Below are 14,113 nucleotides of genomic sequence, written 5' to 3'. Positions count from 1 at the left end.
TTAGGAGTTATGGGATTTTGGATTTTAGATTTTGGATTAAGAGTTGTGAGTTATGAGTTAGGAATTATGAGTTAGGAGTTACTGTTCACTGCTCACTGTTCACTGACAATCGTACTCATTTGCTCCAGGTTTAATACTTTGGCTAATTCTTCTTCATTCATCAACTGTTTTTCTAGTACAATTTGTCGTAGAGACTTTCCCGTCTCGATTGATTCTTTGGCTATGGCTGCTGCATTAAGGTATCCTATATGAGGGTTTAATGCCGTTACTAATGCCAAACTCGCTTCGGCATATGCCGAACAACGTTCTGGTAAAGCAGTAATTCCTTTTATGCAGCGGGAAGTCAATGCTTGAACAGTGTTGCCTAATATTTGAATGCTGTGAATAAAATCGTAGGCAATCAACGGCATCATGACATTTAATTCTAATTGCCCTGCTTGTCCGGCGTAACTAATAGCTGTGTCATAACCCATTACTTGAAAACACACCATTGATGTCATCTCAGCCATCACTGGATTGTATTTCCCAGGCATAATCGAGGAACCCGGCTGCACTGGTGGTAATTGAATTTCTTTGAAACCAGTGTTTGGTCCCGAATCCATCAAGCGCAAATCATGAGATATTTTGACTAAATCTTGAGCCAGATTTCGTAAAGCACCGGATACATTAACGAATGGTGCCATGCTTTGCATTGCAGCCATAAGATGGGTTGCCTCCTTCAAAGGAGAATTAACTAGTCCTGAAATAATTTTAATCACACTTACCCGATATCGGGGATGGGTGTTTAACCCCGTACCCGCTGCACTACCTCCTAAACCCAGCACGGCTAAATCCGCAGCAGCGCTATTAATTCTATTTCGATGATCTCTGAGAATCTGCGCCCAAGCAGCAAAAGTATCGCCTAAACGCACGGGCACTGCATCTTGTAAATGAGTCCGACCAGACTTTACAATATCTTTAAATTCCGTCGCTTTTTCTTCTAAAGCATTAATTGCATTATCTAAAGCCGGATACAACGTCTTCGATAGAGCCAATATTCCACCAATTCTAATTGCGGTGGGAATCACATCATTGGTAGACTGGCCGTAGTTAACGTGGTCGTTGGGGCTTACCCGCTTATAGTTACCTTTCTCGTCTCCTAAAATTTCTAAAGCGCGATTTGCTAGTACTTCATTGACATTCATATGATGAGAAGTACCGGCACCTGCTTGGTAAACATCCACAACAAACTGATCGCGAAACTTACCCGCTAGTACTTCATCAGCAGCTTTTACAATAGCTTGACTGACATCTTGAGGTATGCAGTCCAATTCACCATTCACAATTGCTGTAGCCTTTTTGATGATGATGCAGGCATCCACGTAAGTAGGTAAAGGCTTAATGCCGCTGATAGCGAAGTTTTCCATAGCTCGCAGCGTTTGAATACCGTAATAAGCGCTACTCGGAATTTGGCGATCGCCCATTGAATCGCTCTCAGTACGAAATTGTTGATCGGTCATAATAATCAGTTAACAGTCATCAGTTAACAGTTACCAGTTAGCGTGAATAATAGATATTAGTAATTATTAATTCTTAATTAGGGAGTAGGGAACAATTATCAATTATCAATCCCTAACTCCTAACTCCCGTCGTCTTAATTCAAAATCCAAAATCCAACATCCAAAATCCAAAATCGAATGACTCTCCCAAACTTGATTACTTTCTCTCGTCTTTTAGGAATACCGTTTATTATTTACGGTTTGCAAAATCCTACATCCCAAGCAAGATGGATCTGTTTTACGATTTTTGTAGTTGCTGCTTGTACTGACTGGTTAGATGGTTATTTAGCTAGGAAGTTAAACCAAGTCAGCGATTTAGGCAAATTTCTCGATCCATTAGTAGATAAATTGCTGGTGCTTGCTCCTCTACTTTCTTTGATTGAGTTGGGGCAAATTCCAGCGTGGGGAGTATTTCTGATATTAGGAAGGGAATTAGCGATTGCTGGTTGGCGAGTTAGTCAACCGAAAATCAGCGGTGCGAATATTTGGGGAAAACTAAAAACTGTAACTCAAATAATCGCGATCGCGCTTTTGATTGCTCCTTTATCTCCAGAATGGGAATTACCTTCTCTGGTTGCTTTTTGGGTATCTGTAGCTTTGACTTTGATTAGTGGTGCGATTTATCTTTTACCGCAAAAGACAGCAGAAGATAATCAAGTAGCTGCGGAATGAATCCGAAAACAGCAACCCGTAGCGATTGGAAAATACAGCCAATGCTAGAGTTAAAAACTCAGCTACAGGTTGAGTAAATTTTTACTTTGGAAGAATATAAATATCTGACTTGGGGATTCATTCCCGTGTCAACAATCATGATGTTGGGCTACGACACGATTAATATAGCTTTTCGTTACAAATTAAATTGATTTTCGTGTCTAACCCAACCTACTAAGGAGCATCCCAAATGTGTAAATTTATTTTTTTGTAGTGCGAGCTTCTAGCGGAGCTGCGCGTACATTAGGGAGCAAGATGCTCCACCTACTAACTATTTATATTTCATAGCAACAGATTTACTAATTCTCTTCTGAGGACTTTTGCTATGAGACAGAGAATTACATTCTCTGGCGGAATGAGGCTTTTAAAATAATATTATGATAATCATCAAATATCGTCATGATAGGTTACGCAATTTTCAATTTATCAACAACAAGATATTTTGATGTCGTAACATATATTGCTTGTTTATTCACAATCGTGATGTTGGGCTACGACACGATTAATAAAGCTTTTCGTCACAAATTAAATTGATTTTCGTGTCTAACCCAACCTACAAGCTAACTTTTTCTAATTACCAATTACCATATTTATTTAAACTTCCAATTGAACCCGAGTCACACCTTGACGCATTTTCTTCTGTCTCTGTATCCAAGATAAACGAATTGCTTTATTAACTAAACGAGCTAATCTAAAAACAATTTTTCGTAAAAATAGATTTTTGGGCAATAATTCATGTTGCCTACCTTCTTCTTTCTGAAGCTGTTGAATGCGAATAATTTCTGGTTCTCTTTCTTGCTGAATTTGTGAGAATATCCGATCAATTTCTTCGTTTTCAGCTTCTGCAAGTAAGGCGGGTACGAGATGATTTACTGCTACAATTACATCGCGTAAGGCAACATTAATCCCTTGGGCGCGAATGGGAGACATGGGGTGAGCGGCATCACCTAAAAGTAAAACTCCCGGAGTATGCCAAGATGGACAAAGACCTACTACAACTGATAGTTTGATGGGTTTTTCGATAGATTCTGCATGGTTGATAAAATGTTCTGCTAACCACGAAGGTGATATTGATGCAAACATTTGTGCCCATTCAACTTTTGTTTTATCGCTACTATTTGCAGTATTTTTACTATCAGTTAAACTCCAACCAAGATGTAATTTTCCCGCTTCTACTCCATGAAATACTGCAAATGCATTTTCACCGTCTCCAATGGCAGTAAATATATTTTCTTCTAAAAAACGAGGATTTGCAGCTAATTTAAACCAAAGCATATCCATGCTTGTTGGCTGTCGCTCTAATTTTAATCCTGCACGTTGTCTAATGATAGAATTACGCCCATCTGCACCAATTACTATGTCGGCTGCAATTTCTCTTCCGTCTGCTAATTTAACACCTGTTACGCGGTTATCAATTTTTAGTAAATCTTTAACGGCTACTCCTTGGATAAACTCAAAATGATTATATTTTTGAGCTTCTAAAATTAATGCTTCAAGTAAAGGTGGTTGAGAAACTAAAGTACACGGTTGAGTATCTGCTTCTATTGGTTCATCAACTTTAAATAACGGTTTTTTACCTAAAATAAATTCCCATGCATCGAGTTGTCGGTAAGGAATTTTTTCAAGTATTTCCGATAATCTCATTTCCGACAGAGCATTTAAACCACTTGGCATTAATCCTTCGCCACGAAACACTCGCCGGAAGTCGGAAGCTGCTTCAACTAATGTGACTGCAATACCACGCTGTACGAGCATTAAGGCAAGTGTTACACCTGTGGGGCCACCTCCTGCGATTATTACTTTTTTCATGGTTTGGAATTGGGAATGGGGAATTAGGAATAGTTAATAAGGAATAAATTCCTTACTACAAACTTTTATATTTATGATGTTGGGTTATGACACGATAATAAAGATTTTGGTGACAAATTTAATTTATATTCAATTTGGTTTTCGTGTCTAACCCAACCTACAAGTTAGTTAACCATTTAACCTACTGCTTTTAATATCTCCTCGTCAATTGAAAAATCAATTTCTTTTTTATCTCGTTCGGATGGCAAATAATCGTTTTTAAATGAGTCTTTTAATCCAGAAACTAAATCGTAATCTGGATGCCAATCTAATTCTGTCATGGCTTTGTTAACCGATGCGAAGAAGTGCTGCATTCTCATGGGGAAGGCTTTACGTTTGCCAAAATCAAACTTTTTGGGTTCGTAATGCACGATTTGAATGTCGTCGGGAGATTTACCGGCAGCTACTGCACAAGCACGGGCTAAACCGTCAAAAGTGACGTAACGATTTCCCGAAACGTTGTAAATTTGTTTGATTGCTTGAGAGTTGCCGATAATTTGAGTCATTGCTTTGGCTAAGTCTTTGACGTGCCCTAGCTGTGTAATATGTAATCCGTTACCGGGAATGGGAAGCGGACGATTGCGGGTAATTCTGTCAAAAAACCAAGCTTCTAAATCGTTATAATTTTGTGGCCCATAAATATAGGTGGGACGAATTGAGGTAAAAGGAAAGTCCCGAGCTTCAAGGAAACTTTCGGTATGATGTTTACCTTTATGACGACTTTTAGGATCTACTGCGTCTCCTTCTATGTGAGGTAGAGAGTCAGATTTAAGGTAAACTCCAGCAGAACTCATGTATACGAAATGCTGCAAGCGGTTTTGAAAAATTTCTGCTAATGGTTGAGTATCGGTAAGTTCGCGTCCGTTATTATCAAAAATGACATCAAAATTTTCGTTTTTTAACTTTTCTTTTAACTGGTTTGCGTCAGTGCGATCGCCACAGAGGTGCGTGACGTTCTTAACTGGTAAAGGACGGTTGCCGCGATTGAACAATACTACATCATGTCCCTCAGCTACCAATAGTTGAGTCAGGTAAACACCGATAAATCGAGTGCCTCCCATAATTAAAATTCGCATAGAACCCCCGCTATATCTGCTACTTGTTCGCACAATACTTGAAATATCTTCGATATCCTTATTTGAGATTATCAGGATTGGGTAACTACGGGGGAACTTTTATTGTGGAAAGATAGTCACCACAAGGGTTATTAACTTTCCGTTTAATTCAAAAAACGGGAAAATTTTATACTTGATGTTCTCACATACACTACATCTTTTGCTGCTTATGTACCATGCTTGTTCGCGCAAAGGGACGCAATATTGTCGAAAAGCAAAAATTTCGGATTGTTAAGAAAAAACCAGGAGCTAGAAGGATGTCAATCTGAAAATTTTGGGCATGGGGGTTTGAGTTATCTTCATCCGGATATGTGTGTATATACGCTTTAGATATCAAAACCCTACTTTATGTCTCAATGCTTAATTAATCTTCTTTTTTAGTAATTATTAGTTAGTTTTGTAGTCCCGTTTAATTTCAGGCATAACCTTAAACCTTTTGACCTTTGACCTAATTTATAAATGTTAGCTGTGCCTTCAAAGTATGCTTTGGTGCATGAGTGGCTTACACCCGAGGCAACAGGTGGTTCGGAACTCGTAGTTCGAGAAATTTTGAATCATATTGATGCCCAACTGTATGCTCTCATTGATTTTGAGTCTAGTAATCCGGAAAGTTATCTATATAAACGTCAAATTAGCACAACATTTCTTCAGTATTTACCTGTAGCTAAAAAAGGTGTTCAAAAATACTTACCATTACTGCCATTGGCTATTGAACAACTAGATTTACGGCAGCATGATGTGATTCTTTCTTCGTCCCATGCCGTTGCTAAAGGGATTTTAACGACTCCCGACCAATTGCATATTTGTTACTGCCACAGTCCGATGCGTTATGCTTGGGATTTAACTTTTGATTATCTTCGAGAAAGCAAACTAGGAACAGGTATGGCAGGATGGTTAACGCGCTACATACTGCATCGTTTAAGGCAATGGGATGTTGTCAGCGCCAATCGAGTCGATTATTTTATTGCCAATAGCGCTCATACCGCACGCAGAATTTGGCGATGTTATAGAAGAGACGCACAAATTATATATCCACCCGTAAATACCGAAGAGTTTCCGTTTTTATCTCAAAAAGAAGATTTTTACGTTACCGTTTCCCGGTTAGTAAGTTATAAGCAAGTAACTTTAATTGTTAAAGCCTTTAATAAATTACGAAAGCCTTTGGTAATAATTGGTATCGGACCTGATATGGATAAAATTATTAAAATAGCCGAACCTAATATCAAGATACTAGGATGGCAGCCAGACGATATGGTAAAAAAATATATGGCTAGTGCCCGAGGTTTTGTGTATGCTGCTTGTGAAGATTTTGGTATTGCCTTAGTCGAGGCACAAGCTTGCGGTACTCCGGCGATCGCCTATGGTGCTGGTGGAGCTTTGGAAACGGTGCGGGATATTCGTACTCACGGTGATACGGGAACGGGTATATTTTTCCAACAGCAAACGGAAGCATCTTTAATCGAAGCGGTGGAAACTTTTGAAGCAAAAGCTGGAAAATTTAATCCAGAATATGCTAGAAAGCACGCTGCTCAATTCTCAAAGCAAATGTTTGCTTCTCGTTATCTAAATTTTGTCCATCAGTGCGAGGAAAATAATAATAAAAGGAAAATAGTAACTTGATTTTTAACATAGGAATGAGACGATAAAGTAAATTTGCTTCCCAAGCACTTTGAAAAGCTTCTGTAAGCTTTAAGATTGGGACTATGTGTGGTGTGGATTGTAAGGAGTATGATGACGGCACAGACCTCACTCCTCTCCGGTAAAATTGCGCGTACTTTCTTTAAACGCGGTTACAAAAAACAGAAGCCAAAATTCAAACCCCTTGGTTTTTATGAAAAAGCTTTAAACGGAGAGAAAGCTAAGCGACTGTTCGATATAATCTTTTCCCTGTTAGTACTAATTCTGTTTGCTCCTGTTTATTTAATTCTGGCTTTGTTGATAGCTTTAAGCTCGCATGGGCCTATTTTTTACATTCAGGAACGAGTTGGGAAAAATTACAAGCGGTTTAATTGTATTAAATTTCGCACAATGGTGAGCAATGCCGATGAAGTTTTGATACAGATAATGGAAACATCGCCCCAATTCCAACAAGAATGGAAGAGTAATTTTAAACTGAAAAAAGACCCTAGAATTACTACTATCGGTAAGTTCTTGCGAATTACCAGTTTAGATGAATTTCCTCAGTTCTGGAATGTTCTTAAAGGGGATATGAGTGTTGTCGGACCTCGACCTTTAGTAGCAGAAGAATTACCAAAATACGGGTGTCATATCAATGAGATTTTGACTATTAAACCCGGAATAACCGGATTGTGGCAAGTTTCTGGACGCAATGACATACCTTATCCAAGGAGAGTTCAGATAGATTTGTACTATGTAAAATGTAGAAATTTTTGGCTAGATTTATGGATTATTTTGAAAACAATTGCTGTTGTTGTTATACCAACAGATAACGGAGCTTATTAAAAATAAGGCACGATTTTTGATTTTTCGGGGCAGCTTGATTGCCCCTATTTTATGATGAGCGCGATATGTCCAAGGCATCTAGCTGAATCCCAAGGGGACAAGCTGCGCGTATCACCCTCCGGGTGACGCAAGCTACAGCGCGGCACGACTCGTTAGAGTAACGCTAATCGCACTTTTATATTAGATATAATTGAGCTAGCTATTTAATTAAAAGATTATTTAATTTGCTTAGTTAATGCTATTCTAACCCGAATAAGTGCAGCTAATCCGTTACAAATAATACTTTTACAAAATTGCTACGGAGTATTTTCTTTGCATAGTAAAAATACGTATCTTGATTCGGTTTCTATTTGCACTTTGGCAAAAATGTAGATTTAATGTAGATTTAAAATCATTTATAAAAAAATAATTTAATCTTTATAAAGCTATCAAATATATGAAGCATTTATGAAGATTGAAAAAATATACTGGAAACAGAATTAATCTCTCGTTACCGTTTGAAGGGTTTACCTAAAAAAACGCAAGTCAGCATTTTTACCTAGTCTAACGAAATATTACTTAAATAAAACTCGTAGGTTTCCCATTGGGCAACTAAGTGTATTCTTGTTAGCTTATATCCGGGGTACATGTATTAATTTGACTAAAAAATATAAGGAATAGTAGAGAATGACCCAACAAAAGCGAGCGTTGATTACTGGTATTACCGGACAGGATGGTTCTTATCTAAGTGAATTTTTATTAGAACAAGGTTATGAAGTACACGGTATTATTCGCCGTACTTCTACGTTTAATACAGACCGTATCGACCACATATATGAAGATCCTCACAGAGAAGGGGTAAAGTTATTTCTTCACTACGGTGACTTGACTGATGGTACGACGCTACGCCGCATTCTCGAAGAAGTTAAACCTGTAGAAATCTACAATTTGGGCGCTCAATCCCACGTAAGAGTAAGTTTTGATTCACCTGAATACACGGTGGATGCTGTAGGAATGGGAACTCTACGTTTGTTAGAAGCAATCCGCGACTATCAGCAGCGTACTGGGATTGAAGTGCGCTTTTATCAAGCTGGTTCTTCAGAAATGTTCGGTTTGGTACAGGCAGTACCGCAAAAGGAAACAACTCCTTTTTACCCACGTAGCCCATATGCTTGTGCTAAGGTTTACAGCCATTGGCAAACCATTAATTACCGTGAATCTTATAATATGTTCGCGTGTAATGGTATTTTGTTTAACCACGAATCACCCCGGCGCGGTGAAACCTTCGTAACTCGCAAAATTACTAGAGCGGTTGCTCGGATTGTTGCTGGTAAGCAGAAGAGCATTTACATGGGTAATCTAGACTCCAAGAGAGACTGGGGTTACGCAAAAGATTACGTGCGGGCAATGTGGATGATGTTGCAGCAAGAACATCCCGACGATTATGTAATTGCAACAAACGAAACTCATTCTGTACGCGACTTCCTCGAATTAGCATTTAATTACGTAAATCTTGATTGGCAAGAGTATGTAGAATTTGACAAGCGTTATTTACGTCCTGCGGAAGTAGACTTGTTGATTGGAGATTCTACTAAAGCTAGAACAGAGTTGGGTTGGACTCCATCTGTAACTTTTGAACAATTAGTTGCTTTGATGGTAGAAGCAGATTTACAAGCTTTGGGTTTAACTTCCCCTGGTGATAAAGTAGGCGAGGCAATTAAAGATAATGCGATGATTCGTCAGGAATTGGGCGCACTACATATGTAAATTTATACAGCCAGCGATTATCTTTTATTAAAGAAGAGCTGGCTTAATTATTTTGATTGCTTAATACTTTTAATACCTTGAAGGACGAAAAAAATATGAGCGCATTAGACTTAAAGAATAAAAGAATTTTAGTTACTGGTGGTGCGGGCTTTTTAGGTCGTCAGGTAGTTTCGCAACTGATTAAAGCAGGTGCAGAACAAGATAAAATTACTGTACCTCGTTCTAAAGATTACGACTTGTGCGTGATGGAAAACTGCAAGCGTGCAGTCGATCAACAAGATATCGTAATTCACTTAGCCGCTCACGTTGGTGGTATCGGACTTAACCGTGAAAAACCTGCCGAGTTGTTTTACGACAACTTGATGATGGGAACCCAGTTGATTCATGCTGCCCATCTTGCTGGTGTGGAAAAGTTTACTTGTGTAGGCACCATTTGCGCTTATCCCAAGTTTACTCCCGTACCATTTAAGGAAGATGACATTTGGGATGGTTATCCAGAGGAAACCAACGCACCTTATGGTATTGCTAAAAAAGCTTTATTAGTCCAGTTACAGGCTTACCGTCAGCAGTACGGTTTTAACGGAATATATTTATTACCAGTAAACTTATATGGCCCGGAAGATAACTTCGATCCTAAAAGTTCTCACGTTATCCCGGCATTAATTCGTAAAGTTCAGGAAGCCCAAGAGAGAGGAGACAAAGAGATTCCTGTTTGGGGTGATGGCAGCCCTACCCGCGAGTTTTTATATTCTGAAGATGCAGCGCGGGGTATTGTAATGGGTACTCAATCTTACAATGGTTTGGAGCCAGTTAATTTAGGAACTGGTTATGAAATCTCCATTCGTGATTTGATTACTACAATTTGCGAAGTCATGGAATTTAACGGTGAAATTGTATGGCAAACTGATAAGCCAAACGGACAACCTCGCCGCTGTTTGGATACCGAAAGAGCCAAGAAAGAATTTGATTTCACCGCTCAAGTAGGCTTCAAAGAAGGTTTGAAAAATACTGTTAAATGGTGGCGTGAAAATGCAGATCAACCTGTAGCGTAGAAACCTCACCCTTTTTCCCTCCCCTTATTAAGGAGAGGGATGTATATTTCTAATTTTCTCCTTGATAAATCCACATTGCTTGCGTATCACCTGCTTTGCGAAAACCGCATTTATGATAAAAATCAACAGTTTCAGCTTCTGCAACTAATATCTGTTGATGGAATTCTTGATATTGTTTAGTAATTATTTTTAATAAATTTAAACCGATACCTTGTTTTTGGTATTTCGGTATAACTAATAAATGCGGGTAATAAACAACTAAATAACAGTCGGTAATTGAATTTACTAAGCCTACTAATTTTTCTTTATCCCAAGCTGTTACGAGTGAATGAGAATTCATTAAACCATTGTATAGTTCGTTCGGTTTTTTTGCTGACGACCAATTATTAGCGTTATAAAGATTTAAAATATCATCGATAGATAAATTGCGCGTTTGTTTGTATTCGATATTATTTTGATTCATCGATTTGACTTATAAAAATTAAAATTATCAATAGTGCGGGCATATTGCTAGCAGTACTATTTTAGGGCTGATTATTTCCAACTTTCAAAGTTACGTTTAACCCAATCCATCCCAACTTCATTATTTAACTTTATTTTTTGCGGTGCATTAGGGTAAATTTTATGTAAAATATCTGCATCTTGTTCTACTACTGTTTTACTTAAGCCTAAAAATTGCTTTTTTAATAATCTGGCTAAAGAATTGTTTAATTTCGCAAATAATAAAATATAGGTTCGAGTGTTTGTTAATGATTCTGGAACAAAAAGATGGCATTGAGCAAGTTTCCCTGCATAGTTATCACCATGAAAAATAACTAAGGAAGGAAAATAGTTTTCTAAGTGAGCTTCAATTACATCAGGAAGTAAAAATTGCTTGGGTTGCTTGAGCTTTTCCCACAAAGTTTTAGGTGCAGTAGGAGCATTGAAAAAAGCTTCGGAATGATAGCCATTATCAATAAACTTCTCAAATCTAACTTCAGTAATTTCAAATAAATCACGATGGGTACCATTTTGATGATTATAATCGTGCATATTTAACAGCATCGATAGCAAATTTGTTTTGACGCTAGTATCTGCCGTATAGCCGATAAATTCGTATTCTTGAGCAATTTTATCTAAAATATCGGGAATGGGAATTTGAGGTTTATAATCGCCATAGCTCCAAATAAAATCATCTTTAATCATTAATTCTAAAGGCTGCATTTGAGATAAGGTTTTTTTATCTGTTCCCGGTAAAATCGTACAGCCATCGCGATCAAATTTTAGGGCATGAAACGGACAAACAATTTCACTTGTGCCATCTGATTTCGCTTCACACCACCCTTCCGATAACATTGCTCCCATATGAGGACAAATATTTGGTAGAGCTTGAATATTTCCGTTGCTATCCTTCCAAATTACATAGTCTTTACCGTAAAGAGATATTTTATATGGTTTATTTCTTTGCAGCATCGATTTATGCGCCAATAGCCAAGGGGCACCTTCTAACATTTGGGTTTTGGTTTCTGTTTTCATGATTAGTGATGGATTTTAATAATTGTTTTAAGAGGATTTTTTTAAGTATCTGGCGGTTGAAACCGCGTCTAAACTTGACATTAGTCCACCTGCGTGGACTAATGTCAAGTTTAACTTCCTTAAAAGTCCTCTAATAAAAAGTATTAAAAAATGTGCCGAAATTAGCTTGTAAATTATTCCGATTTTTGGATATTCTTGCTATTTGCTATGTTTAAATTCGTTTTTATTCTATTCCCTAACTTCTATATTGTTGTGAAAAAGTCTTTGGAGTAATACCAACATATCGTTTAAAACAGCGGTGGAGATGACTTTGATCTACAAAACCCACTTCTTTTGCTATTTCGGCAATAGATAGTTTTCCCTGCTTCAATAAATCTTTAGCTCGTTCGATGCGACAATTAATTACATATTGATGGGGTGTGAATCCTGTAGTTTCTTTAAATAGTCGGGAAAAATAATGGGGACTCATTTGCACGGAAGCTGCTATTCTATTCAAGCTTAAATCGCTATCGAGACAAGCATGAATGTAATCAATTGTTTGCTGTAATTTATATTTAGGTAATGTTCCGGCTATCGGTTCAAAAGAGTTTTGACGAGTGGTTGAATAATTTTCTAATAAGTGAATGATGAGCGCATTAATTAAAGTTTCGGCATAAAGACGGCTGCTGGTACCATGTTTTAATAAAGCCGATTTAAGCGCTACTCCTATTTGGTAAACAAATGGATCTGGAGTTGCAAACTGCGGTAAAAGTTCAATTCTCTCTGGATCGACTACTTCGTAAATAGTTTGAGCAAAAACTGTAGGATCTATCGCGATAGCAACCGAAGCTCCTTCCCCATACCATGCTGCTTGATGAGTTGTGTTAGCAGGAACAATTATTAAATCTCCTTGGATATTATGTTCTTCTACGAAACGTCCATCAATTATTCTGTCTGTTTGAATGGTTGATGGGATATCGGTCAAAATTCCAATGCAATGCTGTTTTAAAGAAGTTTTGGGTAATTCGATTGCTGGCTGTCTGTCGTAGATAATACTAAGGTTATCCCAGCCTACAGATTGACTAGAAACCAAAGGAGAGCGTTGAAAAACTTTTTTATAAGCTCCTTCTTTGTCTTGATTAAAATCTATTGAAAGGGACTGTAATGAGTTATGATTCATATTAAAATTTAAAGATTAAAAGCAAAAACTAACTTTTTTATACTATAAAATTATTCAAAGCTTCGACAAATCAATTTCCTGAAAAAATGATGAATCCCACCAAAAATAAATCAGAAAAAGCAGAATTACGTCGAAATATTATAAAACAGCGTCAATCTCTCTCAGAAGAAGAATGGCGGACAAAAAGTCAAGCTATTTGTAAAAATATTTCCAATTCAAATTTATTTACCAATGCTAAAACGGTACTTGCTTATTTTAGCTTTCGACAAGAACCGGATTTAAGTTATTTATTTTTGGATGATACACTAACTAATACACAAAATTGGGGATTTCCTCGCTGCGTTGATAAATCCTTAATTTGGCATATTTGGAAGGCTAAAGATAAATTAATAACTGGTAAATATGGGATTAAGGAACCAACACCCGATGCACTAATAATTAAACCCCATAAAGTCGATTTAATTCTAGTTCCTTGCGTTGCTTGCGATTATCAGAGCTATCGTTTGGGTTACGGTGGGGGATATTATGACCGTTTGTTAAGTTCTCCAGAATGGGAATTAATTCCAACAATCGGTATTGTGTTTGCAAACGCTTATTTACCTCAAGTACCTGTAGAAGCTTGGGATAAAAAGTTGGATAATATTTGTACGGAAACTGGTTTAATAAACTGACTTTGGCATTGAGCTATAAATATCTGAAAAACTATTTTGTTACAATTTTCACCAACACAATTTATATAACCGCCGGTTTTTCTCACTAAAAATACGGCTTTATGATTTTATGAGTAATTTGGAATACATAGATTATTTTTGTTTTAACATGAGATAAGTAGGATAATCTAAAATCCAAAATCCAAAATTAAAGTGACCCCCGAATCTTCCTAATAACTAAGGAGACTAAAGGGTCAAATTTGAGCAAAATTTCATAGAAGGTGGTATAACCCTGAATATTTATAATTTTGTCGTT

The 14,113-nt window shown here is 37.4% G+C and carries 12 protein-coding genes; 6 read left to right on the top strand and 6 right to left on the bottom strand.

All coding sequences use genetic code 11. The annotated features are described in order from the left end of the window. Nucleotides 1-92 precede the first annotated feature (92 nt). The gene (locus tag ACM03V_RS00725; RefSeq protein ID WP_414618824.1) at nucleotides 93-1,499 is read right to left on the bottom strand and encodes an aspartate ammonia-lyase; all 1,407 of its coding nucleotides are present in this window, start codon (nucleotides 1,497-1,499) and stop codon (nucleotides 93-95) included. Between the two features lie 177 nt (nucleotides 1,500-1,676). Here ACM03V_RS00725 and pgsA point away from each other — a divergent pair, with 177 nt between their 5' ends. Further along, complete coding sequence (gene pgsA, locus ACM03V_RS00720; RefSeq protein ID WP_414618823.1) at nucleotides 1,677-2,210, top strand: CDP-diacylglycerol--glycerol-3-phosphate 3-phosphatidyltransferase; 534 nt, start codon at nucleotides 1,677-1,679, stop codon at nucleotides 2,208-2,210. A gap of 633 nt (nucleotides 2,211-2,843) precedes the next feature. Here pgsA and ACM03V_RS00715 read toward each other — a convergent pair. Both ACM03V_RS00715 and ACM03V_RS00710 read right to left on the bottom strand, forming a co-directional pair. Continuing rightward, nucleotides 2,844-4,058 carry an FAD-dependent monooxygenase gene (locus ACM03V_RS00715; RefSeq protein WP_414618822.1) on the bottom strand — a complete coding sequence of 405 codons (1,215 nt, stop codon included), beginning with the start codon at nucleotides 4,056-4,058 and terminating at the stop codon, nucleotides 2,844-2,846. A gap of 176 nt (nucleotides 4,059-4,234) precedes the next feature. Beyond that, nucleotides 4,235-5,173 carry an NAD-dependent epimerase/dehydratase family protein gene (locus tag ACM03V_RS00710; RefSeq protein ID WP_414618821.1) on the bottom strand — a complete coding sequence of 313 codons (939 nt, stop codon included), beginning with the start codon at nucleotides 5,171-5,173 and terminating at the stop codon, nucleotides 4,235-4,237. Nucleotides 5,174-5,680: 507 nt separating this feature from the next. Between ACM03V_RS00710 and ACM03V_RS00705 the strand changes: the two genes are divergently transcribed. The 4 genes from ACM03V_RS00705 (at nucleotide 5,681) to ACM03V_RS00690 (ending at nucleotide 10,473) form a co-directional block, all read left to right on the top strand. Next, nucleotides 5,681-6,832, top strand: coding sequence for a glycosyltransferase (locus ACM03V_RS00705; RefSeq protein WP_414618975.1), 1,152 nt, complete (start codon nucleotides 5,681-5,683; stop codon nucleotides 6,830-6,832). A 111-nt stretch (nucleotides 6,833-6,943) separates the two neighbouring features. After that, nucleotides 6,944-7,675: a sugar transferase gene (locus ACM03V_RS00700; RefSeq protein WP_414618974.1), complete on the top strand. Its 732-nt coding sequence runs from the start codon at nucleotides 6,944-6,946 to the stop codon at nucleotides 7,673-7,675. A gap of 666 nt (nucleotides 7,676-8,341) precedes the next feature. Continuing rightward, the gene (gene gmd, locus ACM03V_RS00695; protein ID WP_414618820.1) at nucleotides 8,342-9,421 is read left to right on the top strand and encodes a GDP-mannose 4,6-dehydratase; all 1,080 of its coding nucleotides are present in this window, start codon (nucleotides 8,342-8,344) and stop codon (nucleotides 9,419-9,421) included. A gap of 95 nt (nucleotides 9,422-9,516) precedes the next feature. Continuing rightward, on the top strand, nucleotides 9,517-10,473 hold the full coding sequence (locus tag ACM03V_RS00690) for a GDP-L-fucose synthase family protein (protein ID WP_414618819.1): 957 nt from the start codon (nucleotides 9,517-9,519) through the stop codon (nucleotides 10,471-10,473). Between the two features lie 49 nt (nucleotides 10,474-10,522). Here ACM03V_RS00690 and ACM03V_RS00685 read toward each other — a convergent pair whose 3' ends face one another. From ACM03V_RS00685 to ACM03V_RS00675, 3 genes are all read right to left on the bottom strand, one after another. Beyond that, complete coding sequence (locus ACM03V_RS00685; protein WP_414618818.1) at nucleotides 10,523-10,936, bottom strand: GNAT family N-acetyltransferase; 414 nt, start codon at nucleotides 10,934-10,936, stop codon at nucleotides 10,523-10,525. A gap of 71 nt (nucleotides 10,937-11,007) precedes the next feature. Continuing rightward, a complete protein-coding gene (locus tag ACM03V_RS00680) occupies nucleotides 11,008-11,988 on the bottom strand; it encodes a Rieske 2Fe-2S domain-containing protein (protein ID WP_414618817.1) in 981 nt (326 codons plus the stop codon). Nucleotides 11,989-12,223: 235 nt separating this feature from the next. Then, a complete protein-coding gene (locus tag ACM03V_RS00675) occupies nucleotides 12,224-13,147 on the bottom strand; it encodes a helix-turn-helix domain-containing protein (protein ID WP_414618816.1) in 924 nt (307 codons plus the stop codon). Between the two features lie 89 nt (nucleotides 13,148-13,236). Here ACM03V_RS00675 and ACM03V_RS00670 point away from each other — a divergent pair, with 89 nt between their 5' ends. Beyond that, the gene (locus tag ACM03V_RS00670) at nucleotides 13,237-13,818 is read left to right on the top strand and encodes a 5-formyltetrahydrofolate cyclo-ligase (protein ID WP_414618973.1); all 582 of its coding nucleotides are present in this window, start codon (nucleotides 13,237-13,239) and stop codon (nucleotides 13,816-13,818) included. The last annotated feature ends 295 nt before the right edge of the window (nucleotides 13,819-14,113 follow it).

Origin of the sequence: Calothrix sp. CCY 0018 (genome assembly GCF_963920925.1) — a bacterium.
Lineage (GTDB): Bacteria > Cyanobacteriota > Cyanobacteriia > Cyanobacteriales > Nostocaceae > Rivularia.
The sequence above is the reverse complement of the archived record's forward strand: the minus strand, read 5'-3'. Positions and strand labels throughout refer to the sequence as shown.